This is a genomic window from Streptomyces sp. NPDC001750 (assembly GCF_042892615.1).
Taxonomy (GTDB): Bacteria; Actinomycetota; Actinomycetes; order Streptomycetales; family Streptomycetaceae; genus Streptomyces.
Genome location: NZ_JBIAUE010000022.1, coordinates 72723 through 98534, shown reverse-complemented (window position 1 = coordinate 98534; position 25812 = coordinate 72723). Strand labels below are relative to the sequence as shown.

Here is a 25812-nt window from a genome sequence, read left to right as displayed (position 1 = left end):
TGTGCCGCACCCCCGTGGACGATGCCCCCTCCAAATTCACGTCCGCGGACACCGCGCGGCTGCCCACAACCTGGTTGTGCTGCGGCAGTCAGCGTGAGCCTGAGGCCGGTGTGGATGGACAAGCACCGTTGTGGCGACCCCGCTACCGCCCTGTGCCACAACTGGTCGAGACGGCCCCACACCGGTGGCAGACCCCGGGCGGGCGACAGCGGCGCGACAAAACTGCCTTCCAGGAAAGACTTGACGTAAAGAGCGGGGGTCATTGTGCACCTCCTGCTGCGAGATCTCCGTGCCTGGATTCGTCCGCAATGAGGGTGTCGGCCGGGGCGAGTAACTCAAGGAGGTGCTGCGTAGCGTTTGAGAGCGCGTCGATATGAGCTCGGGCTTCTGAGAGATCACTGGGAGTCTCCTGCCCGCTCAATTCACGAGCGATGCCAATCCGTTCGTGCCCCGGCTCCTTCCCCACGAGGAACAGGGCATGCGTCAGCTCCATAATGTGCCCGCGCAGCAGCATAACCACACCCCGGACCTCGTCTGACCCAACTGGGTACGCGCCCGTTTCGAGGATTCCACGCACAGTCTGCCGAGCCATTCGGATAGCCCGCCCTTCGCTCAGGCGCACGGAATCAGAAATGATGACGGAAGGAATCACACCTGCGGACTGATTGGTCGGTGAAGGCGACTTTGTAGCAGTCACCGATATGCCTCCTGCTGTCATCTTTCCCCCAGAGCGTGGTGACGCCAGGCGGCAGCCGAGGCGTGCATGCTGGCTCGATTCCGCGGAGCGACAGTTGCGAAATTTCGCGACTCGCAGATTGCAACGATTCCAGTTCGGCCATGCAAACCCGCCAGATGTTGGATCAGCACAGCTTTCACTCCTCACTGCGTTGCGGGCGGTAAGGCCTTCGGGAGAACGCTGCAGAGTTTCCTGCAGGCTGGTCGGAGGACGGATACGAGAGTGATTCCTTCCAGAGATGATGGGGAACAGTAACTGGAGAGAGTCGGCCACACAGAAAGAGGACCCGGAGGCTGACCGTCAGGAATTGAAACCCAAAGCTACCAAACAGGTGCATCCCTGGGTTTCCGCTCTCCGAACACGGCGCCTCCGGTCGCGAGGGCGCCTAACAGGATTCATCCGAGACGCTGCTGGTCGACTTCCCAGCGCTCGCCAGTCTGCATCGAGCGGTGCAGTTTCGCTAATTCATGGAGGAATATTCCTCCATGAATATTCGACATTCCTGTAGGAATACTGGTGCTGCGCAGGGTGCGACAGATCGGGCTACTTGGGACAAACCATGACCGCAGCATTTGGTTCGGGGTCACCGAAAGGGCGTGTACGTCGTGCCCAGCCGCGGGAGGGCACATGCCCGCCCGGATCGTCTTTCGTAGACAATCAGGCAGTCACTACCCCATGCCCAGGAATCATCGGCAAGACTGGGCAGGAGCAAAGGTTCGAGGAGGCGACAGGACATGGCGGCCGGACGGCGCTGCGTATGCGGCACCCCCCTGAGCCAGTACAACAGCGGCAAGGTGTGCGCTGGATGCGTCAAGGCCGGCAGGGCGCAGGCGGCGAACACGCCACACCTGTCGCCGCCGCAGCTTCCGGAGGGCTTCTGGGAGAGTCCTGACATCCTGTCCGCCATAGAGCAACGTGAGTTCGGACGGTTGAGCGAAGAGGTGCGCCGGCGGGCCGGGCTGACACAGCTCGGCCTTGCCCAACTCGTGGGGCTGACCCAGGGCTTCATCTCCAAGCTCGAGAGAGGCACTACCCGACTTGAAGTACACGAGAAGGTCCTGCGTTTCTTAGAGGCCCTCGGCGCCCCGGTGTCGCTCAGACCAGGTCTGCCACAGACCCGCCGCCACGCATCAACCGGAATCTCGTCAGCGCCTGGTGATGGCCCGTGCGACCTGCGTCAAATGGCAGCCGCGGCCGCTGCAGAATCCCTGGAGTTCGTTAGCCGGTACTCCTCGGGCGCAATCCCGCCCGAGGAAGTGAACGAGATCCACCAGGAGATCGCAGCGATTGCCACGGAATACGTACACAGCCCCCTCGAACCCGTCTTCACACGACTTCTGGCCACTCGTGGCAAGCTCTTCACACTGCTCCGTGGACAGCCGAAGCCTGGCGAAGCGCTCCAGCTGTACTTCCTGACCGGAACTACTTGTCTTCTTCTGGCTCACGCCAGCCAGAACCTGGGCGATGAAGCGGCCGCAATGGCGCAGATCCGAGCGGCGTGGACATGCGCTGATCGGGCAGACCACAATGGCCTCCGCGCGTGGGTGAGGGGCACTGCAGCACTCATCGCCGAGTGGTCTCCGCAGGCCCAAGCCGCCTTGATTCATACCCAGAGTGCTCTTGCATACGCCCCGACCGGTGAATCCCGCATTCGGATTGCGGCCATCCAGGCCCGGGCGGCCGCTCGCATTGGTGACCAACAGCGCGCCCGCTCTTCCCTGGACGTCCTGCGCCACGCCAGGGAAGAGTGGCCGGATGCAGACGGGCTTGAACAGTTCGGTGGACTGCTGCGCTTCCCGACCGAGAAACAAGCCTTTTACATCGGTGGAACGTACACGCTCATGGAAAACTACGCACAAGCAGAGCGGCACGCCGCGGAGGCGATCACGCTTTACGAGCAGGGAGCACCAGAGGCGTATTCCTATGGTGACGTCGCCCTGGCCCGGCTCGACATCGTCACTGCACGACTCGCCCTGGGAGAAGTAGAGGGCGCGTCGGAGGAATTGAAGAAGATCTTCGAACTGCCTGCCCAGCTACGCATCCGGCAACTCGGCACATCAGTACAGAGAGTTGCTGAACTCCTCATGCATAGCAAATTCGACGGAAATCGAACCGCCCGCGAACTGGCAGATGCCGCAGTCAGCTACCGAACCATGGACATACAACCGAAGGCACAACTCCAATGAAACAAGGCATCGAAGAGTATGCGGCACACAGTGCCGCCCGTATGAGTGGGTTGCGAAGCGACCACATCACCAAGTTGCATCAGCATGCGACCGCGGTCTTCCTCCTTCCTACCGAACGCATCGTCGCGCGCGTCAGCCCCGTCGAGCACCTCCCCAGGCTCACCACCAGCGTGACGCTCACCCGCTGGCTCACCACCAACGGCGTATCGGTGACGGAACCCGCTGACCTTCAACAGCCCGTACTCGCTGATGGGCACGTCGTCACCTTCTGGCGTTACTATCCACAGCCCACCACGAGAAGCACTCCCAACGCTGAGCACCTCGGCCAACTTCTTAGGCAACTACACCAGCTCCCCCAACCACCCATCACACTGCCGAAGTGGGCGCCACTCGCCTCCTTCACCCAGACACTGACGCACGCGAAATCAATCCCCGATCCCGAAAAGGAATGGCTCGCCACGCGCGCGCACGAACTCATTTCTGCCTTCGAGGAACTCGACTACACCCTGGCCCCCGGCCTCGTCCACGGTGACGCATACCCCGGCAACTGCATCTGGGACGGTGGCGATGCGCGCCTCGGCGACTGGGATGAGGCAGCCATCGGCCCACGGGAAGTCGACCTTGCCAACACCTACCAAGGCCGTCGATTCGGACGAACCGTTGCAGAACTCGGAAAATTCGGGAAAGCGTATGGGCATGACATCACAAGCTGGCCCTGTCTCCCCACCCTCATCCGCATCCGCGACATGCACACACTTGGCTCGTACATCCGCCGCGCCGATGCAGGGAACGCGGCAGCAGCCCGCGAACTCGGCTGGAGAATAGACACTCTTCAGCGAGGTGATACTGCGGCAATCTGGAAGACAGCCTGAGCAGCTCCTGATTTGGTACTTCTGGAGTCCAGGGGCCACCCCCGTCAATCGCGATGTGACCGAGTGGGACGGCTACGAGGTCTTGGCGGGCGGCAGAGAACTACGGATGGTGACGTATGCTGCCCAGCACGCAGCCAGCACCCCGCAATATGGGCGCAGGCACAGCACCGCGTCGACTGCCTGCGCGGTCGCCGCGGGCCACGCCCTTGGAACTGGACCCGCTGGACCCGGATTCTGTAGAGGCACCCGTGCCAGCTTGAGTTTCGTGGTGCTGAGTCGTGGTTAAGGTCCCACCGACTCGCACTGGCCGTCGAGAGGTTTATGGCGGCCCGCTCCTGCAAGCTCCGCCTGCCGGCCGCCTCAACCGTCGACGGACGGTGGCCCTCGGGACGGGAGCGGCTGCCAGATATCACCCAAATAGGGAGAGCTGAAGATTGAACCCTATGCACGATGCCATCGCATTCTATGAATCCTATCTGGATTTCGAGCATAGCGGAGCGGTGGCAATTCTTGAAGACTCGGATGAAAGGCTAAACGGGCTCCGGAGCGAGATTCTGGAAACCTTCTGGCGTAAAGTCGATGGTATCCCTCTCTCGCCCAACTTCAGGCGTCCGCCCGGAATGACGCCAGACCAGCTTTCACAGCTGGCCGAACAAATGAAACCGAAACGGCGTTCCCTCTTTCTGGTTACCGAGCACAAAGCCCCCAATGGGATCCCCGGGCAGCCGCTCTACGCCGCCTACGTCAGTGGCGACAGGGAACAAACGGCCCGTTCGTGCAGCGATCTGCTGTATGCGGTCGCGATCGATAGTGGGTTGAAAATTGTGGCCTCGTACAGGGAAGACGTCATGAAGGGCTCCCCGCCAGTCCGCTGGCGGCACTCACAAGGCCTGCGTATCCCTCGAGTTGGCCTTCCCGTGGCAGTTCGGGCGTTGAGGGAACCAACGGGGCGAGCGGCCCTCCAGCAGCACTGGCAGACGCTCACCAACAGTATTTAAGATGAAGCTCGATAGTTCCGGGCAAAGATCCGTGATGTGTGCAAATACAAGTGAGGTTGCACGTGAACAACAGCCCTGAAACCGACGCGCAGTTCCGCAGCGGTGTACCCCACTCGGCTCGAGTCTGGAACTACTGGATCGGAGGCAAGGACCACTACCCGGTGGACCAAGAGCTGGGTGACCAGGTGATTGCGAGCTACCCTCAGGCTCGGGAACTCGCCCTGGCCTCACGTGCATTCCAGGTCCGTGCGGTCCAGTACCTGGCAGAAGAAGCAGGAATCACCCAGTTCCTCGACATCGGGACCGGGCTCCCCGCCCAGAACAGCACTCATGAGACCGCGCAGATCAGCCAGCCGCAGGCACGCATCGCGTACGTCGACAACGACCCGCTGGTTCTTGCCCACGCCCGGGCGCTGCTGACGAGCGCACCGGCTGGCATGACGGACTACATCGATGCAGACATGCTGGATGCCGAACGTGTTCTCGCGGAAGCGAGCCGGACGCTGGACATGGAGCAGCCCATTGCAGTCATGCTCCTGTCCACACTGGGGCACACCGAACCCAAGACCGGTATCGGCCTCACACGCCGGTACATGGCCGACCTCCCGGCAGGCAGCCACCTCGTCCTCTGCGACACGATCTCCACGCCCGAGACAGTCGCGGCGCAGGAGGCATACGCAGCAGGGGACACCCCGCCGTACCTGGTACGTCAGCCCGAGGAGATCCTCGCGAGCGCCGACGGCATGACGTTGGTCGAGCCCGGATTCGGGTCGATCTCGCTCTGGCGCCCGAATCCCGATGACGACATCAGCAATCCTGTCGACCAGTGGGGATTCGTCGCCCGTAAGTAGCACCGCACGCCGGCTTGCTCGCCGAGGCAGCGGATCCTGGCGTGGGTGTTGTTGTGCCGTCGCTTCCACGGCCTGAGAGCCTGCCGGGTGGCTGATCATGTGCGGAGCGTGACGGTCGCGATCCGCCCTCCGGGCATGGCGACGGCCTCGGAATGATCACGTGGTGTGTGCCAGTGCGACAACTCCGAGGCCGTCAGCGGCCCATGCTATCCGTCCAGCCTGACCGATGAGATGTGGGAGATCATCCAGCCGTTCCTTCCCATGCGTGACCTGCGCAAAGGCGGCGGTGTACGGAAGTACGGAGACCGGTTGGTGCTCGACTCGATCTTCTACGTGCTGCGCTCGGGCTGCCAGTGGCGGATGCTTCCGCGCGACCTGATGCCCTGGGACGCGGCACACCGCTGGTTCACCAAGTGGCGGCGGGACGGTACCTGGGACCGCGTCCACGACGAGTTCCGCCGTCAGGTCCGGATCCGGGCCGGCCGTGATCCCGAGCCGTCGGCCGCCGTGATCGATGCCCAGTCGGTCAGGACCAGCGAGGGGGGCGAGGCACGTGGATTCGATGGAGCCGGGCCGCTTGCTGGTACGAGCCGAGGTCTGCGGTCTCCACGGAGGTGGCTACGCGATGGGCGGGCATCAGGATTTCTCCGTTCGGCGTCGGCCCATCGCACCATGGGGCTTGATCTCCAGGGCGAAGCCGGGCAGGTGTAGCGTGCCGGTCTCGGTCCGCAGCTGGCTGCCGCGCTCGTTCGGAACCAGGCGCAGCGTCAGGACGTCGCTGCTGCCGGTTCCGGAACGCAGTCGGCCCGCGACGACCGTTCGCACCTGCAGGGCACGGGTCAGCAGCTTGAGCACCGCACGGGTCTCCGCCGCGTTCAGCACCCGGTCGTGTGGCCCGTGGTCCAGAAGATCCTTCGCGGCCTCTCGGTCCGCGGCCCGATCCGCCAACTGCTGCTCACGCAGGCGGGCATGGGCGCCACGGCGCGTGCGGACCGGTTGCGGGCCACCCGGTGCGGGCCGCTTACCATGTCGGAACAGGCTGATGCTGACCTCCACGCCAGGCGCGTCCCACCACGTCGTCCGCGGCGAGATCTGGTCATCGTCGTCGTGGGCACCCGACAGATGACGTACCGAGCGCAGGTCAAAGGCGGCGGACACGAGGGCGTTCGCAGCCTGCTCATCCGGCGCTGCCGCTGCCCAGGCGGCAAGATGCCGGAGCTGGGTGGTCCGGCTCACTCCTCCTCGACGTGACTCCGTCACCTGCCGCAGCAGGGCGATGACCCCCGAAATAGCTGTGCGCGTAGCGCCTTGCAGATGGGCGGCCTTGGTCTCCACGGGGCCGTCCGCCAAGAACCATTGGCGCAGCCCGATCCAGCGCCGCCGCCAGTCCTCCAGCCGTGCGGACGGCCGCATCATGGGCCGTTCATCCACTGCGGCGGCCCGCTCCAGCAGGGTCTCGACTCCGGTGTCTTCCACCTCGTACACGGCCTCGGCCAGCCGGGGAGCGTAGCGCTCCAGTTCCGCTGTGAACTCACTCATGTGCGCCAGCAGCGCATGCTTGTAGCGCAGAAACGTCTCGGGAGAGACGTCTGTCGTGCGCGCCACGTCGTTGAGGGTCAGATAGAAACGTGCCGCCCGTTGAGTCATGTCCTCCAGCACGCTGTCGAGGCGTGCGAGCTTGCGGTACACCTCGTCCCTGTCGCCCTCCCGGTTCGCTGTCGCCAGCGCCTTGAAGTCCGTCAGGATGTCGGCGAAGACCAGCCGTGACAGGTTCGCGTCCTGTACGCGGGAGCCGATGACCTCCTCCACAGCACGGTAGACGCGGTAGCCGATCTCCGTGAACTGGTAGACCGACTGCCGGTTCCGGTAGGCAGCAAGACTGCCGCACCGCAAGGGATCTTCCACTCGGTAGAGGACCTGCTCGTCGTCCGAGGAGAGGTTGTCGAGCATGCCCCGCAGATTCAGGTCCGCAGCGGACGGTACCTCGTCGTGGTCCGAGGCGAGCTCCTTCAGTGCGTTCGCCACGTCGTCAGGGTGGACCTGCAGCTGGTGTACGGCCCGCAGCACGTTCATCGCCCGTAGCACCCACAGATATGCGACCGGGTCATCACGCTGCGTGAAGTTGAACAGTCGCAGGCGGTCGCCCACGGTCAATGAATCAAGATCGAATGACTCGGAGACTCCCGAGTCATCACGCTGGAACACTTATGCCGCCCCTCGTCTTGTCACGCATTGCGAATACCCTGACAGACACCACTGACAATCGAGCTGGGGTCGGGAGAGAAGTAATTTCCGCTCTCTTCGGGCTCTCGGCAGAATCGAACAGCCTTGCCCCTTCCGGCCATCCGCCGCCCCGACTCGCCGCCACCACCCTGGCCAGGTGCGGTACTGCCAGGCTCTGGCGAGCCGAGCGGTATGGGGTCCGTGATGCGGTGGACGGCGGCGAGGGGGCCGGCCAGCTCGTGAAGGAGCTGGCTGGCGGGCACGGGCTCAGCGTGGATCGCGGTCTGCGCGGTCCACGCCGGACTGTCCCCGGGGCCGGCCCGTAGAAGCTCGGGAGCCGGGGCGCCGTGCATGGTGAGGAAGGCCAGGGCGGTGGCCTCGTTGGCGGCGCGATTCGGGTCGCTGTAGTGCATGAGCACGTACGGCACCGGGCCGTCGATGTACCAGACGCGGTTGGTCTGTCCGGTGGTGATCTCCCGAGCACCGTCCGGGACTCGGCCGTCTATCGCCGCCACGGGCTCAGGCGACGTCACCGAGATAGCCGGATGAGAGCTGGCCCGTGGCGAGGGCGGCGATCGGCTGGCGGAGGGCGTGGGGCAGCAGGTTCAGACCGGGAACCTTCTCCAGTTCCACCCATTCCAGGCCGGTCTGCACGTCGTCTTCGGCGTGTCCGCCGAGGCGGCCGGCGGGGTCGCCTTCGGGGGTGCAGTGGAAGATCGCTTCGATGCGGTGGGCGCCGGCCTCGGTGTCGGCGTGGTCGTGGTTGGCACCGATGTACTCGCGCAGCCACAGCAGCTTGTTCACGGTGACGGTCAGGCCGGTTTCCTCGTGGACCACGCGGCGGGCCGTCTGGTCGAGGGGTTCACCGGGGTTCTGGCCGCCGCCGGGCAGGAAGTAGCAGTCCTGGCCTTCCCAGTTGGCTCGTTGAAACAGGACCTGACCATCGTGGACGACGACGGCTTTGGCGGAGGTGCGGATGGTCGGGCTGACAGGCTCGGCCACGAGTGGGCTCCAACTCTGCTTCGGCGGTGGGTGGGAAGGGTTGTCAGCGTTCGGTCTTGCCGAAACCGCGGTGGCGTCCGGCCGCCTTCGCGAAGATCAGCTGCCAGGGTCCGGCCAGACGTACGAATGGCTGGAACGGGCTGGCGGCGACCAGTGATGACAGGTGGGCCGGGGACGTCCGGGGCAGGGGGCGAGACCGAGCGGTGGTGTGACGGCCGCGTGCAGGGCCGGGGCGAGGGCCAGGAGCCGGGTGGTGGCCATGTGGCTGTGCAGCAGTGTGCCGACCGCCGCGAGCAGCCAGGCGGCCTCGTCCGCTCACTCCCGGCCACCAGGACCATTCTGGCTGGCCCGGTCGGTGCTGTGTGGGATGAACAGTGGACTCGCGGAGGCGCGGCGGACTATGCGTGCGGGCAGGGGCGGTGTCAGAGGGAAACCCGGTGCGGCGTCGACGAGTCGGCAAGCAGAGATGTCACGCCCTGGGGAACACCGAGCTGCCTCAGAGCCCAGTCGAGCGCATCAGCTTCGGCATTGCACATTCTGGCTATCAGACTGGTTTGTTCAGGCAGGAGGATTCGCCGGGGAATCACGATCGTCTCCCGGACCCGGTCGAGGGGCAGCCCCCGCTGGAAACCCTGTGCGGCTGGGCGGAGCGCATCCTCGTCGGGCGGAAGCGGCAGGCGCTGGCGGGCTGCATTCGAGACGACGATCCCGGCAACGTGGACGTACTCCGCCAGCAGCGGCCCCAACAGGTCTGCGAGCGCATCGGTCTTGGCTGCGAGCGACATCCCCGCGAAGGGTGTCGGGAAATGGAAGGGGCCGCTGTGGTCCTCCACCCAGATCCATGCGGTGCCCGCCCCCGCCGTCTTGGCGCACTTGCCACGCACCTTGCCCAGGAGCCGCCTGCCCTGGTCGGTCTCCACTGTGTCCCCGGTCAGAGTGGTGCCCTGGGGAGCCGTGCCAGGGTGGACGGTCAGCCGCCTGCCGGCGTTGCTCAGGACGTCGACCGCGGCCCCCGAGGCAGCGCACTGTTGGGCGGCCTCCTCGGTCCGCTTCTTCCATGTCTCGAAGGCGTCGCCGTTGAGGAGTTCGGGGAGGTCGCCTTCCCAGTAGATGTCACGGCCCCTGTCCAGGGCGAAGAGGTGAGCCCGGACGTTCTGACGGAACCTTTCGTAGTCCTGGAGCTTCTGATCCTCGGCGAGGGTGACGACCTCGATGAACAGGGGGCCGACACGGACGCCGCCGGGACCGCCGCTGGCTTTCGCCGGCTCCAACTCGACCGGGAGTCCGCGGGCCGCACCCATGAGCGCGAGCCGGGCCGGTGTCTGGGAGTGCAGGAAACGGGACAGGGTGACGTCGCGGCGTGCATCCCGCTTGACCGAGGCAATGCCGGGCACCCTGGCTTTCTCCAGATAGGCGTACGCGGCCCACCACCGCACCGCCTCCACCCATGCCCCCGGCGCGGCTCCGTTCGTGATCTGGAGTACCGGGGCGGCTCGGCCCAGGCCGACGAAGGTGTCGCTGGCCCGGCCCGGGGCTGGGGAGGGGACCACGGCCTTGGGCACCCAGCGGCTTTCGAAGAATGCGGTAAGGCCGGCCACCGCGCGTGCGGTCACCTCGTGACCCGCGGGGGAGAGATAGTCGGCGCCCTCTGGACAACCGAACCACGCCTCCCAGTCGATCGCCCGGAGGCCCTGGTCGATAGCCCGCCATATCTCTTCGTCACGAGGGTGCATGCCCGTGATCATGACGCATCCGCAGACGAGGATGCGGAGATTTTCCCGAACGTCCGGTGCATCCTCCCGGCCTGCCCTGGATCAATCCCTCGTGCCGGTCCACACCACAGCAATAGCGGACAGCGACCGCGGATCGCGCGACGGCGACCCTCGCATGCCTATTTGCGGGGAAATTCTTATCGCGCCCAAAGTGGTCGACTTCCCGACGGGGTGATAGTGGGCATTCGCTCACGGCAGACGAGAATTGACGGCAAAAGGCTGGAGCCTCGGCCGGGGCCATGTCAACGTACAACGTCTCGCAAAATGTCGAGTCAGGCGAGGAAGCGCTCGACGAGCAGCGAGGGAAAGACTGCAATGCCAGTCGTGTGCCATTGGCACACTGGAATGGTTCCTGCCTAGGAAGTTCGTCTGTGTGATACCACTATTCGATCTGCTCGTTTCGCGTCCCCTGTCCTCGTGCCAGAAATCTGGACCGCCTGGTAGATGACCGTCTCCTGGCGCTCGTTGCAGACGGCGCCTCGCCGGCTGTGCTTTCGTACCGGTCGACTTCCTGACGGAAACTCACCCAAGGTGTTGCGAGCTCTCGGTACGGGGCGCGCAACATAGCCCACGATCGCCGGTTGGCCAAACCGGCGATCCTCGCGACCATTGATGTTCGTCCGCATCGGCCGTGCTTGGCAGTGGAGCCGGCGGACGCACTGTCCCGGGGCTGCGCAGTGCTTCCTTGCGGCCTGCACCTGTGTAGCCCTTCCCGTCCCCGATTGAAAGGAAGAAATGGCTCGTCCCCCTGCGCTGAAACTCGCTGAGGTCCTGGCGGAGATCCGCATGAGTCCCTCGGCGTTCTACCGTCTGCGTGCCCGCAACCAGGCTCCTCGAATGATCAAGCTGCCGAACGGCGAACTCCGTTGCCGTCGTGCCGACCTTGACGCCTGGTGGCAGGCGTGCGAAAGGGATACGCCTGAATGGCGATGAGTTACAAGGTCCGCTTCTGGGACATCCGGGAGCGGCCGAAGCGTCGCAAGCCGTTCGAGGTCCGATGGACGGTCAACGGCCGCGAGCGGTCGGAGTCCTTCATTACCAAGGGGCTGGCCGAGAGCCGCCGCGCGAAGCTCATGACGGCCGCGCGCGACGGTGAGGCGTTCGACGAGCAGACTGGTCTGCCAGCTTCCGAGATCCGTGCCATTAGGCAGCGGACCACCTGGTACGACCTGGCTCATGCCTACATCGATGAGCGATGGGACCGAACGCCTGGCAACACCCGCCGTACTCTCGCTGATGCACTCGCCACCATCACGCCCGCGCTGGTGCGGCGCGAAGCGCGCTACTCGGAGCCGAGGGTTCTGCGGCGCGCGCTGTATTCATGGGCGTTCAACAAGCGCGCCTGGGAGAGCGAGCCGTCCGCCGAATGGCAGCATGCCCTCGACTGGATGCAGCGGCACTCCCTGCCCATCAGTGAGCTGATGGAACCAGACGTCGTGCGCAGGGCGTTGGACGCGCTTGGCCGGAAGATCGACGGAGAGTCCGCCGCGGCGAAGACTGCCCTGCGGAAACGATCGGCCTTCAGTGAGGTCCTCGGAACTGCCGTCGACAAGGGATACTTCGCGGAGAATCCGCTCGCAAGGGTCAAGTGGCAGGTTCCTGGGGTGAGTGAGGAAGTGGACCCGGCCTGCGTGCCGAACCCGACCCAGGTTGCTCGCCTGCTGACCGCTGTTGGCAAACAACGGGGACGTGGCCCGCACCTTGAGGCGTTCTTCGGCTGCATGTACTACGCGGCCATGCGTCCGGCGGAGGTCATCCACTTGCAGATCTCACAGTGCCGTCTGCCGAAGAGTGGCTGGGGCATGCTCAACCTGAGCGGAGGTGTCGTCACGGCAGGCAAGGAGTGGACGGACGATGGCTCGGTCCACGAAGTGCACTCCTTGAAGCGGCGAGCCGTCAAGGCCACGCGTCCCGTGCCGATACCGCCGTCGTTCGTGCACACACTGCGAAATCACGTCGATCGCTTCGGCGTTGCGCCCGATGGTCGAGTCTTTCGAAATGCGGCCGACGGCTACGTGGACGCAGCAGCCTACGGCAAGACATGGGAGCGGGCCCGTAAGAAGGCCCTGGCTCCCAATGAGCAGTCGTCGCTCCTCGCCAAGAGGCCCTATGACCTCCGGCATGCCGGAATCTCGTTCTGGCTGCACTCCGGCGTGGATCCTGCCGAATGCGCGCGCCGGGCTGGCCAGAGCATCCAAGTGCTTTTCCAGTACTACGCCAAGTTCCTGGACGGTCTTCAGGAGCATTCCAACCGGCTCATCGAGGAGTCGATGCAGGAGTGGAGCCGGCGCAGCGAGGACAGCAGCCCCAAGGGCTGAGCCGCAATCTGGCCCGTGTATGGCCCGGAACTGCTGGTCAGGACTGGGATACGGGTGGGATGAACTGGAAGAAGAGGAGTATTTCGACGCCTCCCCCATGGGAAGGGCCGGGCGCTCCAAGAAGGCGCCTGACCCGGGAAAACCCCAGGTCAGGCGCCTTCTTCCGTTCCGCTAGAAGAAGCCCAGCTTCTTCGGCGAGTAGCTCACCAGCAGATTCTTCGTCTGCTGGTAGTGCTCCAGCATCATCCTGTGGTTCTCCCGGCCGATGCCCGACTGCTTGTAGCCGCCAAATGCGGCATGGGCCGGGTAGGCGTGGTAGCAGTTCGTCCAGACCCTGCCCGCCTGGATGGCGCGGCCCGCGCGGTACGCGGTGTTGACGTCGCGGGTCCACACGCCCGCGCCGAGGCCGTACAGCGTGTCGTTCGCCGTCCTGATCGCGTCGTCGAAGTCCGAGAAGGACGTCACCGCCACGACCGGGCCGAAGATCTCCTCCTGGAAGACCCGCATGCGGTTGTCGCCCTCGAAGACCGTCGGCTGGACGTAGTAGCCGCCCGCCAGCTCCCCGCCGTGCTCGATCCGCTGACCGCCGGTGAGGATCTTCGCGCCTTCCTGCCGACCGATGTCCAGGTAGGAGAGGATCTTCTGCAACTGGTCGTTGGACGCCTGCGCGCCGATCATGGTGTCCGTGTCCAGCGGGTTCCCCGCCACGATCTTCTCCGTGCGGGCGATGCCCGCCTGCAGGAACTCGTCGTAGAGCCCGCGCTGGATCAGCGCGCGTGACGGACAGGTGCACACCTCGCCCTGGTTGAGGGCGAACATGGTGAAGCCCTCCAGGGCCTTGTCGCGGAAGTCGTCGTCCTCGTTCCACACGTCGTCGAAGAAGATGTTCGGGGATTTGCCGCCCAGCTCCAGCGTGACCGGCTTGATGTTCTCGGAGGCGTACTGCATGATCAGCCGCCCCGTCGTGGTCTCGCCGGTGAACGCGATCTTCGCGACGCGCGGGCTGGACGCGAGGGGCTTGCCGGCCTCGGCGCCGAAGCCGTTGACGATGTTGACCACGCCGGGCGGCAGGAGATCGGCGACCAGCTTCAGCCACACGTGGATGGAGGCCGGGGTCTGCTCGGCCGGCTTCAGGACCACCGCGTTGCCCGCCGCGAGCGCGGGGGCCAGCTTCCACGTCGCCATCAGGACGGGGAAGTTCCACGGGATGATCTGGGCCACCACTCCCAGCGGCTCGTGGAAGTGGTACGCGACGGTGTCGTCGTCGATCTGGCTGAGGGTCCCCTCCTGCGCGCGCAGCGCGCCGGCGAAGTAGCGGAAGTGGTCGATGGCCAGCGGGATGTCGGCGGCCAGGGTCTCGCGCACCGGCTTGCCGTTGTCCCAGCTCTCGGCGACCGCCAGCTCCTCCAGATGCGCCTCCATCCGGTCGGCGATCCGGTTGAGGATCGAGGCACGGTCGGCCGCCGAGGTGGCGCCCCACGCGGGCGCCGCGGCGTGTGCCGCGTCCAGGGCGCGTTCGACGTCCTCGGCGGTGCCCCGGGCGACCTCGGTGAACGGCCTGCCGTTCACCGGACTGGGGTTCTCGAAGTACTGACCCCGGACGGGCGGGACGTACGCGCCGCCGATCCAGTGGTCATAGCGGGACTCGTACGAGACGATGGCGCCCTCGGTGCCCGGCGAGGCATAACGGGTCATCTCTGTGGTCTCCCGGATCCGGTGCCGCCCGCCGTTGGACGGCTCTCGGCGCGAGGGTAGACCGCGCTACGTTGCAACCCCGTTGCACCGCGGGACAGCCCTTGGGGTTGTCGTCGACCTTCGGTCCGCTACGGCAGTTCGGGGACAGGGCCCGGCCCTGCCGACCCCTGTTCCGTCTCCAGCGCCCGGACCCGGGCGAGCAGTGCCGGGCGCCGGTCCCCGGGTGCCGCCGCCGCAAGCGCACGCCAGACCGGAAGATCGTCCTCGCCCCAGGGGCTGTGCGCCCAGTCGGCCAGCAGCCCCGGGTCACCGCGCGCGATCAGTGCCGCCCGCAACTGCTCGTCGAGCCGGTGGCGCAAGCGGACGACGGACGGCGACTGCGAACCGGGCAGCAGAGGGCCCGTGTAGACGTCCAGGGCTGACGCCACCGCGCCCGACGCCAGCCTGCGCGCCACCGTGTCGAAGTCGGCGTCGACAACGGCCGAGAGCCGGTAGGGGCGGGAGAGCAGGAGTTCCGGCCCCAGGAGCCGCCGCAGCCGGGAGAGTTCGGCCCGCAGCGTCACGGGGGTCACCGACTCGTCCTCGTACAGTTCGACGAGGAGCTCGTCGCCGCCGAGGCCCTCGGGATGCCGGGCCAGGGTCACCAGGATCTCGCTGTGCCGTCTGCTGAGCCGCACCCTGCGGCAGCCCGCGACGAGCAGCGCCTCGTCCCGGCCGAGCGCAGTGAGCTGTACGGTCCCGTCGCCGGGCGCGGGCGCGAGCAGGGCCAGCTGCGACTCGGCGGCCCGCGCCACCGCCTGCACGAACGCCAGACTGTGCGGATGCGCGAGCCGGTCCCCTCCGGTGATGTCCACCGCGCCCAGCACCCGCCCCGTGCGCGGGTCGTGCAGCGGCGCCGCCGCGCACGTCCACTGCTGGACCGTCCGGCGGAAGTGCTCGGCGGCGAAGACCTGCACCGGCCGGTCGACGGCGAGGGCCGTGCCCGGCGCGTTCGTCCCGGCAACGGACTCCGCCCAGCGGGCGCCCTCCACGAAGTTCATCCGGCTCGCGGCGCGGCGGGCCTTCGGATGTCCCTCGACCCACAGCAGTCTGCCGTGTGCGTCGCACACCGCGAGCAGGTGCTCCCCGTCCGTCGCGTACGTGCACATCAGCTCGCGGATCACCGGCATGACCGGGGCCAGGGGATGCCCGTCCCGGTACGGCCCCAGATCGTCCGCTCCCAGCTCGACCGGGGCCGTACCCTCGGGGCTGACCCGGGCCCGGGCCGAACGCCGCCACGACTCGCCGACCACCGGCCGCACCGGGTGCTCCAGCCGCCCGGCCGTGGTGAACACCTCGTGCGCGTGCCGCAGTCGGCCGAGCCACTGCCCCGGGTCCGTACCGGCTGCCAGGGCCACCCAGGGGTCCGTCAACTCACCCTCCCGTCCAGGCGCGTCGTGCACCCCCATCGTGGCCGCAGGGGACGGCCGCCACAACCGTGGCGCGCGGCGACCGGACGGGTGTCGCCGCTCGGCAGGACGCCGGGGCGGGGGACGCCTCAGCCGGACGAGTACAGGTTGACCAGACGGATGTAGCGCACCCAGTCCCAGTTCGGGCCGGGGTCGGTGTGGTCGGAGCCCGGGACCTGGGCGTGGCCGAGGATGTGTGCCCGGTCCTTGGGGATGCCGTGACGATCGCAGATCGAGGCGGTCAGCAGCGCCGACTTCTCGTACATGGCGTTGGTGAAGTACGACGGCTGATCCACCCAGCCCTCGTGCTCGATGCCGATACTGCGCGTGTTGTAGTCCCAGTTCCCCGCGTGCCAGGCGATGTTCCGCTCCCGGACGCACTGGGCGACGTAGCCGTCCCCCGAACGCACCACGTAGTGGGCCGAGACCTGCTTGGCAGGGTTCTGGAAGATCCCGACCGTGTCCGAGAACGTCTCCTGCGCGACGTGGATGATCACGTACTGGACCGGATAGGTCGAAGGGCGGTTCGACGCCGTGTAGTTGGACGTGGACGCGGGCGCCCAGTGGGCGACCGGGTAATCCGTGTCGCCCGCCGTCGTGGCGGCAGCGGCGCGGGCGGACGCGGGCAGCAGTGCGGCTGCCGCCGTCGCCGCGGCACCCTGGAGGATTCTTCTGCGGTGCATGAGAACTCCTGTACGTGGGGGGAATCGAGACGGAGGAACAGGACAAGAGGCGTCAGGGCCAGGGGAGGAGCGCCATGGTCTCCTGCGGAGCACCGCGGGCAGCCACTCCTCGCGGGTCTTCGCGACTCTCGTGGGGCTGGGGTCGTACACGTTCGCCGACGGCGCCTCCCCTCCATGACCGACTAGTGCTGCGACGGGGCAAACCTTGCCGGGAGCGGCACTAGTGCCGCATCAGGCAACGTTCGCCCCGTCGCGACGCCCGGCACGCCCTCTCGCCGCACCGGCCGAAATCCCAAGTACATCCAGTACGAGGGCTTCCGGCCGGCACACCGAGAGCACGTACCGGACGCGCTCCTTGACGGGCAAACGTTGCCTGCCGCGGCACTAGTTGACAGGCGTCGAGCTCGGACAGACCGTAGTCGCGGCCCGGCCACCGCGCCAGCTCCAACTGCGATATGCGGGGCACGCCTTCGAGAGGGCGCGCGGAAGTCGTGGACATCGGACGGCTGTCGGACCCGGTTCGCGGACACGGCGTCGAAGCGCCGTTCGGCAGCTCGACCAGGACCACCGTGGTCATCGCGTGCTCCACGGCCACGCCGCAGGTCTCGCCTCGCCCTGACGGGCATGGCCGTCGCCCGGCCTCGGCACACCGATGACGGCGGAGCGGCGGCGCGGGTGGAGCCGCGCGAACGCCCGCAGGTGCACCAGGCCGATGGTGAGCGCCGCGCCGAGCACTGCGCACCGCATCATGCGCCGCGGGTCCTTCGTCCTCCCGGCGAGCGGTGCCGCGGCCTCGGAACCGGCGAAGCCCGGCATCGTGTGCACGAAGCCGGCGAAGAACCCGCCGGTGCCGCCGCAACCGCCCGCAGGGTGCGAAGTACCGGACACCGGACGCGTGTTGACCGAACCCTTCCTGTCCGATGAGGGGGATCGCGAAGACGCTGAGGACGACCAAATCGAAGACGCCGAGTACGGTGCCGAACCCCGAGGCGGCCCGCACCCCGAAGCACCCGGCGAGCGCGATGACCACCGCGCCCAGCGGCGACCACGGCCACCACAGATCCTCGGGCGACGACGGCCACCGCCGGAGCAGGGTGCCCGCCTTCGTGAAGCCGAGCCGGAACGGGAGCAGCGCAGTGAACAGACAGCCGATCAGCGCCGCCACCACGGACAGCGGCGGACGGCCGCCCGCGAACGCCGCTCCTGACGGAATGGACGCGGCGCCGGCCGCCGGCCGCCGGGGTCAGCGCCGTGACGCTCTGGAAGGGGGCCTCACGCAGCCGGGGCCATCACATAACAGTCCGCTTCCCGGATCCTCCGACACCCGTAGCCCCTTCGTCCGATGTCCGGAAGGCGTTGTCCGGTGTACGGCCGAGCGGCCCGCGCACCCTAACGACCTCGTCCACGATTGGCAGTGGAGGAAGGAGCGGCGTCTGGGGCCTTCGAATCCAAGGCGGAGGAGGGAGTCGGATGGGGTCTCCCCTGCTCGAACGCAGCTGAGAGCTTGGGGAAGGAGCGTCGGGGACTGACGACAACGCCGGAGGCGGAGGTCCCAGACGCCGCGACGCCGCTGACAATCGTGGACGAGGTCGTAAGCTCGGACGCGCGTCAGGTTCCGCTCTCACTCTCAACGTGCGGTGACATCGATTGAACACCGGGGCGGCGCGCGGCGACGGACGGGGGAGCGGAAGGCTCTGCACCGCCCAGCGCCGCCGCCGGGTCCTCGTCCCCGGGGCCTGCCGGCACCCAGTGCCCGTCCTCGTCGTGGTACGGCCACCAGCGGCCGTCCCGGCCGTACCGGAGCTGCACACCGTCCTCCGCCGCCGTCCAGCGGTTGCCGACTGCCCGCAGTCCGGGGCGCTCGTTCTCCTCCCATGCGGCGGTGAGCCGGGCCTGAGCCCTGGTCAGGGTCTCCGGGTCCGGTGTCCACTCCTCGTCGAGCACGGCGATACCGGCCGCCCCGCCGTACCACCAGGCGCGCACCGCCGCGTCGAGGGCGGCCGGGCTCCGTCCCGATCCGGCGGCCAGCCGCTTCGCGATCCAGGGTTCGGGGCGGGCGTCCGCGAGCAGCCGCACGACATCCTGACGTGGCGTCAGCGTTACGGGCAGCGGCCGGTGCGCGTGGTCGGGGGAGAGGGCATCCGCGAGCATCCGATGGGCACGCGCCGCGCCGTCGGCCGCCAGCAGCTCCAGGACCGCCGTGTCGATGCCGGGCTCCGGTTCGGTCTCCGTCTCCAGCGACGGGACCGGACCCGGCTCGTCCGGCAGGGGCGGGGGAGCGGGTAGCGGAGGCAGGATGTCCCGTGCGGCGAACGCCTCGTCCGCCCGCACACCCCCGTCCACCGCCTCCGCCGACGCGGCGTGCACGGCACCGGACCCGTCGGCCGGGGCACCCCGGCCGGACACCACCCGTTCCGAGGCGCGGGCCACGATGCGCAGCTGGAGCTCGTCCAGGAGCCGGCGTTCGCCACGCCCCCGCATGAGCAGCAGCACGAAGGGATCCTGGTCGAGCAACCGCGCCACCTGGTAGCACAGCGCGGCGGTGTGCGGGCAGTGGTCCCACGCCTCGCAGCTGCATTCGGGCTCCAGGTCACCGATGCCCGGGAGCAGCTCCACCCCTGCCGCCGCCGCGTCCTCGACCAGATGGGGCGGCATCTCGCGATCGAGGAGCGCCGCGACATGCCCGGCGCGGGCGGCGGCCACGTCCAGGAAGCGCTCCCAGTCCGCCTCGTCCAGCTCCTGGAACAGCACGTCGCTGCGGTACGCCGACCCGCCCCGGTCGCGGACCACCGCGGTGATCCGGCCCGGCCGTACCGACACCGCGCCGACCAGGCCCTCGCGCGCGACCCCGCGCCCCTTCTTGAGCTGCGAGCCGTCCAGCGCGGTGTCCTCCAGGGCCTTCAGCCATGCCCGTCCCCACCAGGAGTCGGCGAATCCGCGTCCGCGTGCGGGCGGCAGCGCGCTGAAGGTGCGTTCCTGCGTCGATGCCGCGTCGGTGCCGTATCCCACTTCGCTGTCGTATCCGCCGTACGCGCCGTGTCCGTCGCGCCCGTGGTTCATCGGGAGCCCCCTCGTAGTTCCACCAGTTCGGCCAGTTCCGCGTCCGTCAATTCGGTGAACGCCATCTCGCCGGAGCCGAGCACCGCGTCGGCCAGCACCTGCTTCCTGGTCAGCATGTCGGCGATCCGGTCCTCGACGGTGCCTTCGGCGATCAGCCGGTGCACCTGCACCGGCTGCGTCTGGCCGATCCGGTACGCCCGGTCGGTGGCCTGCGCCTCCACCGCGGGGTTCCACCATCGGTCGAAGTGCACGACATGCCCCGCACGGGTGAGGTTGAGCCCGGTACCGGCGGCCTTCAGCGACAACAGGAAGACCGGGCACTCGCCCGCCTGGAATCTCCCCACCATGGCCTCCCGTTCCATGACCGGTGTGCCGCCGTGCAGGAACTGCGTGGGTACGCCCCGGGCCGCCAGATGCCGTTCGAGCAGCCGGGCCATGGCCACGTACTGCGTGAAGACGAGCACGCTCGCGCCCTCCGCCAGGATCGTGTCGAGCAGCTCGTCCAGCAGCTCCACCTTCCCCGAGCGGCCCTCGATCCGCGTCGCGTTCTCCTTGAGGTACTGCGCCGGGTGATTGCAGATCTGCTTCAGGGCCGTCAGGAGCTTCACCACCAGCCCGCGCCGCGCGAAGCCGTCGGCGGTCGAGAGCGCGGTCAGGGTCTCGCGGACCACCGCTTCGTAGAGTCCGGTCTGCTCCGCGGTGAGCGACACCGTCCGGTCCGTCTCGGTCTTCGGCGGCAGTTCCGGGGCGATACCGGGATCCGACTTGCGCCGCCGCAACAGGAACGGCCGCACCAATGCCGCGAGCCGTTCGGCAGCCGCCGGATCGCCGCCCTCCGCGGTCCGCGCGTAGCGGGTGCGGAAGGTACCGAGGCGGCCCAGCAGGCCGGGAGTGGTCCAGTCGAGGATCGCCCACAGTTCCGACAGGTTGTTCTCCACCGGGGTGCCGGTGAGCGCGATCCGCGCCCGCGCGCCGATCGTCCGCAGCTGCTCGGCGGTCGCCGAGTACGGGTTCTTGACGTGCTGTGCCTCGTCGGCGACCACCAGACCCCACTCGATCTCGGCGAGCCTCGCCGCATCGAGCCGCATGGTGCCGTAGGTGGTGAGGACGAACTCACCGGCCGTCGGCCCCGTGAGGTCGCGCGCCCCGCCGTGGAAGCGGCGGACCGGCGTCCCCGGCGCGAACTTCTCGATCTCCCGCTGCCAGTTCCCCATGAGCGAGGTCGGGCACACCACGAGGGTCGGTCCGGTGTCCGGATCGGCGGCGAGCCGGTGCAGGTGCAGCGCGATCAGGGTGATGGTCTTCCCGAGGCCCATGTCGTCCGCGAGGCAGCCGCCGAGGCCGAGCGAGGTCATGGTGTGCAGCCAGTTCAGACCCCGCAACTGATAGTCGCGCAACACGGCGTCGAGCGCGGCCGGCTGACCGACCGTCCACCGTTCGTCCCGTGCCGTGTCGGACTCCGGATCCGCCAGCCTGCGGCGCAGCTGTTCCAGCCGGCCGGTGGCGCGCACGGCGACCCGGCGGCCGTCGAACTCGGTGGAACCGGTCAGTACGGCGCCCAGCGCGTCGATCGGCGCGACCTTGCGGTCCCGGGTCTCCCGGGCGCGTCGCACCTCCTCGGGATCGATCAGTACCCACTGGTCGCGCAGTCGCACCAGCGGCCTGTTGGCCTCGGCGAGCCGGTCCAGTTCGGCGCGGCTGAGCTTCTGATCGCCCAGCGCGAACCACCAGTCGAACGACAGCAGCGCGTCCGTCGACAGGAACGACGGAGCCTCCGAGCCGGTACCGGCCGGTCCCTCGGGCTCCCTGCCGGCGTCGTCGTCGGGCGGGCCGATCACCGCCCGCGCGGTGAGCGTGCGGGCCAGTTCGCGCGGCCAGTGCACCTGGACCCCGGCCGCGGCGAGGGCTCGTCCGGCCGGACCGAGGAGTTCCGCGAGCTCCTCGTCGGCCGGTTCGACGAAGTCGGGCACGGCGGCCGACAGCAGCGGCGTCAGCGCGGGCCAGGCCCGGGCGGCCCGCCGCAGAGACAGCAGTGCGTCCATGCGGGCGCGCGGGCCGAACGCCGCGGCCAGGCCCGCCCCCGCGCCCGTCCAGACGTCGGCGGCATCGGCGACCAGCGCCGGATCGCCGACACCGTGGATCTGGAGGACGGCGCGGAAGGAGGCGCCGTCGGCAGCTGTGGCCAAAGGCTCGTCGTCCGCTCCCGCGTCCGTCAGCCCCGACACCTCCACCCGCAGCGAGAGCCGGACGCCCGCATCGTGCCCGGCCGCGACATCGGCGGCCCAGGCGCGCCCGCCCGGCAGACGCCGCGCCTCGTCGACGGCGAATGCGGGGCTCGTCGTGGCGAGGGCCGCGGCCGGCGTACGCGGCAGGCCGTCGGCCACCGCGTCGAGGAACGCGCGGAGCAGCCGTTCCGGTTCCGGCAGCAGCACCGGGTGTGCGGACGCGTCGAGCGGAACGGCGTGGGCGAGCGGCGGCATCGAGGCGGCGAGCGTTCGGACGCACTCCCGGTCGTCCGCGGACAGCGGACCGGCCCGCCAGGCGTCGTGATCGGTGGCGGTGAGCCCGGGCAGCAGCAGGCCGCGGGCGGCGAGTTGCAGCGCAAGAAGTGCGGCGGCGCCCCAGAACGCGGCGGCGCCGGAGGCATGCGGCGCGAAACGTGCGCGCGTCAGCACGGGCAGCGCGTCCCGGACGGGGAGCATCAGCGCGGGTACGACGTACACCTGTGCGTCGGCCCCGACGACGGCCAACTCCTCGACGGAACCGGGACCGTCGGGCGGAGCACTGCCGTCCGGATGCCAGAAGGCGATACGGCCGGCACGGAACGGGTCCCCGGGGAGGAAGACCACGGTACAGCCGGAGAGTGCGGAGACCTCGGAAAGCGTTGCGGCAGGGAACCTGTGCACAGCGATGGCCCGAATTCCTCAAATTTGACTAGCTTGCTGGAGGGTCGAGGGTACTCCGTGCTCGAGCGGTTCATGCCTGGCGATGCGGTGATCTGCATCACTGTCGGGCGGCGGGGCTCAGGCTCCCGGCTGATGCGGTACTCCGGTCGGCCTGCTGGCCTGCTGGCCTGCTCGCCCCGCCGTCCACCTGCCTCGCGGCGTCCCGGGTGCGGCCGGCCCCCCTCGGCGGCCGGGGGCTGGCCCCAGTGGACCAGGGGTGGTGGCGCCATGGCCGCCAGGGCTTCGGCGACCGTACGTTTCGACAGGTCAACGCAGCCTTCCAGAGACCGGAGACCCCATGTCCCAGGCCATGTCCACCGTCGCGGAAGGTGTCCGAGACGGTACGGGAGACGCCCCAGAGACGGGAGGCCGCGAAACCGCACCGGGCCCGGGAACCGTTCCGGGGCGGGAGCCCACCGCGATTCGGGAATCCGCGCCGGGGCGTGGCACGGCCCCGAACCGGGGGAGCGACTTCGCGCCGCTGCTCCAAACGGTCAAGGGCCAGGGCCTTCTGGAACACCGCACCGGCTGGTACGCGCTCAACATCGCCGTCAACCTGCTCGCCCTGGGCGCGGTGGTCACCGGCATGTTCCTCATCGGCGACAGCTGGTCGACCCTGCTGCTCGCACTGCCGCTGGCAGTCTTCTGGTCCCGCACCGCGTTCATCGGGCACGACGCCGGGCATGCTCAGATATCCGCCCGCCGCCGGACGAGCCGGGTCGTCGGCCTTGTGCACGGCAACCTGCTGCTGGGCATGAACGAGGCGTGGTGGAACGACAAACACGTGCGCCACCACGCCCATCCCAATCACGTCGACAAGGACCCGGACGTCGCCGTCGGGGCCCTGGTCTGGACCCGGAAACAGGCGGCCCTGCGCGAGGGCTTCGCCCGCTGGCTCACCCGCCACCAGGCCCGGCTGTTCTTCCCCATGCTGCTCCTCGAAGGCATCGCCCTCAAGATCTCCGGATTCCAGTACCTGAGCCGTCAGCCCGCCAGGGAGCGCGCCGTCTCGGCCCTGCTCCTGGTCGCCCACCTCGGCCTCTACACGGCACTGCTGCTCACGGTCATGTCGCCCGGGAAGGCCGCCGCCTTCGCCCTCCTGCACCATGCCCTTTTCGGGCTCCATCTGGGCATGGCGTTCGCGCCCAACCACAAGGGCATGGAGATGCCCGACCCCGACGGCGACCGCTGGGGACACCTCCAGCGCCAGGTCCTCACCTCGCGCAACGTGCGCGGCGGCGCCCTCACCGACTGGTTCCTGGGCGGGCTCAACTACCAGATCGAGCACCACCTCTTCCCGAGCATGCCGCGCCCCCACCTGCGGCTGGCGCAACCCCTGGTGCGCGCCCACTGCGAGGCGCTCGGCATGCCGTACACGGAGACCGGGCCCGTCGAGTCGTACCGGCAGGCGCTACGGCACATGCACGAGGTCGGCGAGCCGCTGAGGTGACTCTCGGGCAGGCTGGAACCGATGGGACCCCGCGGGCGTTCCCACCAACACGAACGGCTGCGGCCGTGAAGGAGGCGTGTGACGATGTCGAACAGTGCGAAGATCGCCATCGGGGGAGTCGTCGCGGCGGTCGTCCTGATGCCCTTCATCGGGTTCTGGCTGTCGTTGCTCGTCCTGGTCGGCGTGCCGACGGTCGGCTATCTGATGCTGGATCCCGGCCAGCGGCGCAGGCTCCGCAGGATCACCCGCAGGGAAATCGGCCGCTGACGGGAGCCGGCGGGAAGGGCGACAGCGGAGGTGCAGAGGCGGGGAGGGGCCGCGTAGCGCGGCCCGGTCGACCTGCGACCGCCCCCGCGAGCACGTGCTGCCGACGACCCGTCGCGGTGTCCGCGATCCCGGAGGCCCCGAGGCCGGGACGGCGGCCGGTGGTACGCCGCTCAGACCGGCCGTACCGCGATCGCGTCCAGGGCCTCCAGCAGACCGGGCAACTGCGCGCCCCGTTCGACCGGAAACACCTCTCCTGGTTCGTCGTCCAGCAGGACGAACGCCATGTCGTCCGTCCTGGCGACCATGGACCAGCCGGGACCATCGATGCGCAGCATCCGGGCATCACCGGTGGCGAAGGAGGACCGTATCCGGCCCGGCGGAGGTGGGGCGTCCAGGTAGGCGTGCGCCTGTGTCAGCGCCCGCCGCAGTCCGGCGTGCGATACGACGGGCGGGGGTCCGGTGGGGACCGTGGCATCTGCTCCCTCGGCTCCGGCGCCGTGCTCGCCTCCCGCCCTCTCTCCGTCCTGGTCCCCGGCACCGCCGCCGGGCCCGGCCCCGGTGCCGGTCGCGGCTCCGGTCCCGGACCCCGACCCCGCACCGTCGTCCGTGACGTCGGAGGAGGCCGAGGCCGTTGTACCGTCCAACTGCTCCCGCCAGGACGTCCATTGGTGCGCGATCTCGTCCGCCCCCATGCGCCGCTGGGCCGGTCCCCACGTGCCCGTGGCGGGAGGCGCGAGCGGGACCGGGCCGGAGCCCCCGGCGTCCGGGTCCGGCGGCGGATCGTGCGGGGCGGCCAGCTCCGGGGCGGCGACCGCGACCGCGAGCGGCCAGCCCGGCAACGCACACACCATCGAGCGGTCGTCCGGTGACAGGTCGTACTCCATTCCGCAGTCCCAGGCGGCGATCGCCACGGCGACCAGCGACACGTCGTCCACCACCACGGTCCAGCGTGCGCCCCCGGCGTCCTGGCCGAGGACCAGGCCGTACCCCTCGGCATACGGTTCGAGGGCGAGCGCCGCACAGGCGGCGGGGTAGTCGTCACCGAGCACGGTCGGGAACTGCGCGGGCGTGAGCAGTGCCGCGGTCAGCACGTACAGCGCGTCGTCGTCCGTGACCGCATCGCCTGTCCCTGCCACGGCTCTCTCCTCGTCCGTCACGGTTGTCGTCGGCGCACCCTAACCAGCCGGTAACTCGCTCGTCGAGGTCCTGACAAGTGGTTCCTGGACCGGCCCACCGCGCCCGGCGCGTCCGGCGCGGTCCCGGATCAGGACCGGCCGACAGTTGTTCCCTCGAGTGCGGTGCCCGC

General features: G+C 68.4%; 19 protein-coding genes and 2 pseudogenes. 9 read left to right on the top strand and 12 right to left on the bottom strand.

Annotation, left to right across the window (positions count from 1 at the left end):
• Positions 1–1470: 1470 nt before the first annotated feature.
• The 5 genes from ACFYY6_RS28865 (at position 1471) to ACFYY6_RS28845 (ending at position 6354) form a co-directional block, all read left to right on the top strand.
• Complete coding sequence (locus tag ACFYY6_RS28865; RefSeq protein WP_389196342.1) at positions 1471–2922, top strand: helix-turn-helix domain-containing protein; 1452 nt, start codon at positions 1471–1473, stop codon at positions 2920–2922.
• On the top strand, positions 2919–3794 hold the full coding sequence (locus ACFYY6_RS28860; protein ID WP_351524296.1) for an aminoglycoside phosphotransferase family protein: 876 nt from the start codon (positions 2919–2921) through the stop codon (positions 3792–3794). The genes ACFYY6_RS28865 and ACFYY6_RS28860 overlap by 4 nt, the downstream gene beginning before the upstream one ends.
• 443 nt (positions 3795–4237) lie before the next feature.
• The gene (locus tag ACFYY6_RS28855) at positions 4238–4792 is read left to right on the top strand and encodes a hypothetical protein (protein ID WP_351524295.1); all 555 of its coding nucleotides are present in this window, start codon (positions 4238–4240) and stop codon (positions 4790–4792) included.
• Between the two features lie 62 nt (positions 4793–4854).
• Positions 4855–5643: an SAM-dependent methyltransferase gene (locus ACFYY6_RS28850; protein ID WP_389196339.1), complete on the top strand. Its 789-nt coding sequence runs from the start codon at positions 4855–4857 to the stop codon at positions 5641–5643.
• A 231-nt stretch (positions 5644–5874) separates the two neighbouring features.
• The gene (locus ACFYY6_RS28845; protein ID WP_389196403.1) at positions 5875–6354 is read left to right on the top strand and encodes a transposase; all 480 of its coding nucleotides are present in this window, start codon (positions 5875–5877) and stop codon (positions 6352–6354) included.
• Here the strand turns inward: ACFYY6_RS28845 and ACFYY6_RS28840 are convergent.
• The 4 genes from ACFYY6_RS28840 to ACFYY6_RS28825 all read right to left on the bottom strand — a co-directional run bounded on the left by ACFYY6_RS28840 (position 6280) and on the right by ACFYY6_RS28825 (position 10601).
• Entirely contained in the window at positions 6280–7848 is a 1569-nt protein-coding gene (locus tag ACFYY6_RS28840) for a TIGR02677 family protein (protein WP_389196337.1), read from the bottom strand. The genes ACFYY6_RS28845 and ACFYY6_RS28840 overlap by 75 nt on opposite strands.
• 20 nt (positions 7849–7868) lie before the next feature.
• Positions 7869–8381 carry a hypothetical protein gene (locus ACFYY6_RS28835; RefSeq protein ID WP_389196335.1) on the bottom strand — a complete coding sequence of 171 codons (513 nt, stop codon included), beginning with the start codon at positions 8379–8381 and terminating at the stop codon, positions 7869–7871.
• A gap of 4 nt (positions 8382–8385) precedes the next feature.
• On the bottom strand, positions 8386–8868 hold the full coding sequence (locus ACFYY6_RS28830) for an NUDIX domain-containing protein (RefSeq protein ID WP_389196333.1): 483 nt from the start codon (positions 8866–8868) through the stop codon (positions 8386–8388).
• Between the two features lie 422 nt (positions 8869–9290).
• Complete coding sequence (locus ACFYY6_RS28825; RefSeq protein WP_389196331.1) at positions 9291–10601, bottom strand: hypothetical protein; 1311 nt, start codon at positions 10599–10601, stop codon at positions 9291–9293.
• Positions 10602–11375: 774 nt separating this feature from the next.
• On the opposite strand from ACFYY6_RS28825, the gene ACFYY6_RS28820 reads away from it, so the two are divergent.
• Positions 11376–11573 (top strand): AlpA family transcriptional regulator, encoded by a 198-nt coding sequence (locus ACFYY6_RS28820; RefSeq protein WP_073224270.1) that lies wholly within the window; start codon positions 11376–11378, stop codon positions 11571–11573.
• Positions 11564–12958, top strand: coding sequence for a tyrosine recombinase XerC (gene xerC / locus ACFYY6_RS28815; protein ID WP_389196329.1), 1395 nt, complete (start codon positions 11564–11566; stop codon positions 12956–12958). Before ACFYY6_RS28820 ends, xerC begins: the two co-directional genes overlap by 10 nt.
• A gap of 171 nt (positions 12959–13129) precedes the next feature.
• Here the strand turns inward: xerC and ACFYY6_RS28810 are convergent, their stop codons facing one another.
• From ACFYY6_RS28810 to ACFYY6_RS28780, 7 genes and pseudogenes are all read right to left on the bottom strand, one after another.
• Positions 13130–14653: an aldehyde dehydrogenase family protein gene (locus ACFYY6_RS28810; RefSeq protein ID WP_351636024.1), complete on the bottom strand. Its 1524-nt coding sequence runs from the start codon at positions 14651–14653 to the stop codon at positions 13130–13132.
• Positions 14654–14781: 128 nt separating this feature from the next.
• Entirely contained in the window at positions 14782–16065 is a 1284-nt protein-coding gene (locus ACFYY6_RS28805) for a GAF domain-containing protein (RefSeq protein ID WP_389196327.1), read from the bottom strand.
• A 125-nt stretch (positions 16066–16190) separates the two neighbouring features.
• Positions 16191–16784, bottom strand: a complete 594-nt coding sequence (locus tag ACFYY6_RS28800) for a peptidoglycan recognition family protein (RefSeq protein ID WP_351526208.1) — start codon at positions 16782–16784, stop codon at positions 16191–16193.
• Between the two features lie 388 nt (positions 16785–17172).
• Positions 17173–17420, bottom strand: a pseudogene (locus ACFYY6_RS28795) (acetamidase); the annotation flags it as partial.
• A 120-nt stretch (positions 17421–17540) separates the two neighbouring features.
• Positions 17541–17600: pseudogene (locus tag ACFYY6_RS28790) on the bottom strand (hypothetical protein); the annotation flags it as partial.
• A 792-nt stretch (positions 17601–18392) separates the two neighbouring features.
• Positions 18393–19844, bottom strand: a complete 1452-nt coding sequence (locus ACFYY6_RS28785) for an SWF or SNF family helicase (protein ID WP_389196325.1) — start codon at positions 19842–19844, stop codon at positions 18393–18395.
• On the bottom strand, positions 19841–22750 hold the full coding sequence (locus ACFYY6_RS28780) for a DEAD/DEAH box helicase (protein ID WP_389196323.1): 2910 nt from the start codon (positions 22748–22750) through the stop codon (positions 19841–19843). The genes ACFYY6_RS28785 and ACFYY6_RS28780 overlap by 4 nt, the downstream gene beginning before the upstream one ends.
• A gap of 337 nt (positions 22751–23087) precedes the next feature.
• On the opposite strand from ACFYY6_RS28780, the gene ACFYY6_RS28775 reads away from it, so the two are divergent.
• Both ACFYY6_RS28775 and ACFYY6_RS28770 read left to right on the top strand, forming a co-directional pair.
• On the top strand, positions 23088–24239 hold the full coding sequence (locus ACFYY6_RS28775) for an acyl-CoA desaturase (protein WP_351525001.1): 1152 nt from the start codon (positions 23088–23090) through the stop codon (positions 24237–24239).
• An 84-nt stretch (positions 24240–24323) separates the two neighbouring features.
• Positions 24324–24506, top strand: a complete 183-nt coding sequence (locus ACFYY6_RS28770) for a hypothetical protein (protein WP_073790471.1) — start codon at positions 24324–24326, stop codon at positions 24504–24506.
• A gap of 170 nt (positions 24507–24676) precedes the next feature.
• On the opposite strand, the gene ACFYY6_RS28765 is transcribed toward ACFYY6_RS28770, so the two are convergent.
• Entirely contained in the window at positions 24677–25642 is a 966-nt protein-coding gene (locus ACFYY6_RS28765; RefSeq protein ID WP_389196321.1) for a hypothetical protein, read from the bottom strand.
• Positions 25643–25812 lie beyond the last annotated feature (170 nt).

What these genes read in the sequence shown, in the direction of transcription:
- ACFYY6_RS28865 (WP_389196342.1), top strand. Translation starts at nt 1,471, where the DNA reads ATGGCGGCCGGACGGCGCTGCGTATGCGGCACCCCCCTGAGCCAGTAC.
- ACFYY6_RS28860 (WP_351524296.1), top strand. Translation starts at nt 2,919, where the DNA reads ATGAAACAAGGCATCGAAGAGTATGCGGCACACAGTGCCGCCCGTATG.
- ACFYY6_RS28855 (WP_351524295.1), top strand. Translation starts at nt 4,238, where the DNA reads ATGCACGATGCCATCGCATTCTATGAATCCTATCTGGATTTCGAGCAT.
- ACFYY6_RS28845 (WP_389196403.1), top strand. Translation starts at nt 5,875, where the DNA reads ATGTGGGAGATCATCCAGCCGTTCCTTCCCATGCGTGACCTGCGCAAA.
- ACFYY6_RS28825 (WP_389196331.1), bottom strand. Translation starts at nt 10,601, where the DNA reads ATGCACCCTCGTGACGAAGAGATATGGCGGGCTATCGACCAGGGCCTC.
- ACFYY6_RS28820 (WP_073224270.1), top strand. Translation starts at nt 11,376, where the DNA reads ATGGCTCGTCCCCCTGCGCTGAAACTCGCTGAGGTCCTGGCGGAGATC.
- xerC (WP_389196329.1), top strand. Translation starts at nt 11,564, where the DNA reads ATGGCGATGAGTTACAAGGTCCGCTTCTGGGACATCCGGGAGCGGCCG.
- ACFYY6_RS28810 (WP_351636024.1), bottom strand. Translation starts at nt 14,653, where the DNA reads ATGACCCGTTATGCCTCGCCGGGCACCGAGGGCGCCATCGTCTCGTAC.
- ACFYY6_RS28800 (WP_351526208.1), bottom strand. Translation starts at nt 16,784, where the DNA reads ATGCACCGCAGAAGAATCCTCCAGGGTGCCGCGGCGACGGCGGCAGCC.
- ACFYY6_RS28785 (WP_389196325.1), bottom strand. Translation starts at nt 19,844, where the DNA reads ATGAACCACGGGCGCGACGGACACGGCGCGTACGGCGGATACGACAGC.
- ACFYY6_RS28775 (WP_351525001.1), top strand. Translation starts at nt 23,088, where the DNA reads ATGTCCCAGGCCATGTCCACCGTCGCGGAAGGTGTCCGAGACGGTACG.
- ACFYY6_RS28770 (WP_073790471.1), top strand. Translation starts at nt 24,324, where the DNA reads ATGTCGAACAGTGCGAAGATCGCCATCGGGGGAGTCGTCGCGGCGGTC.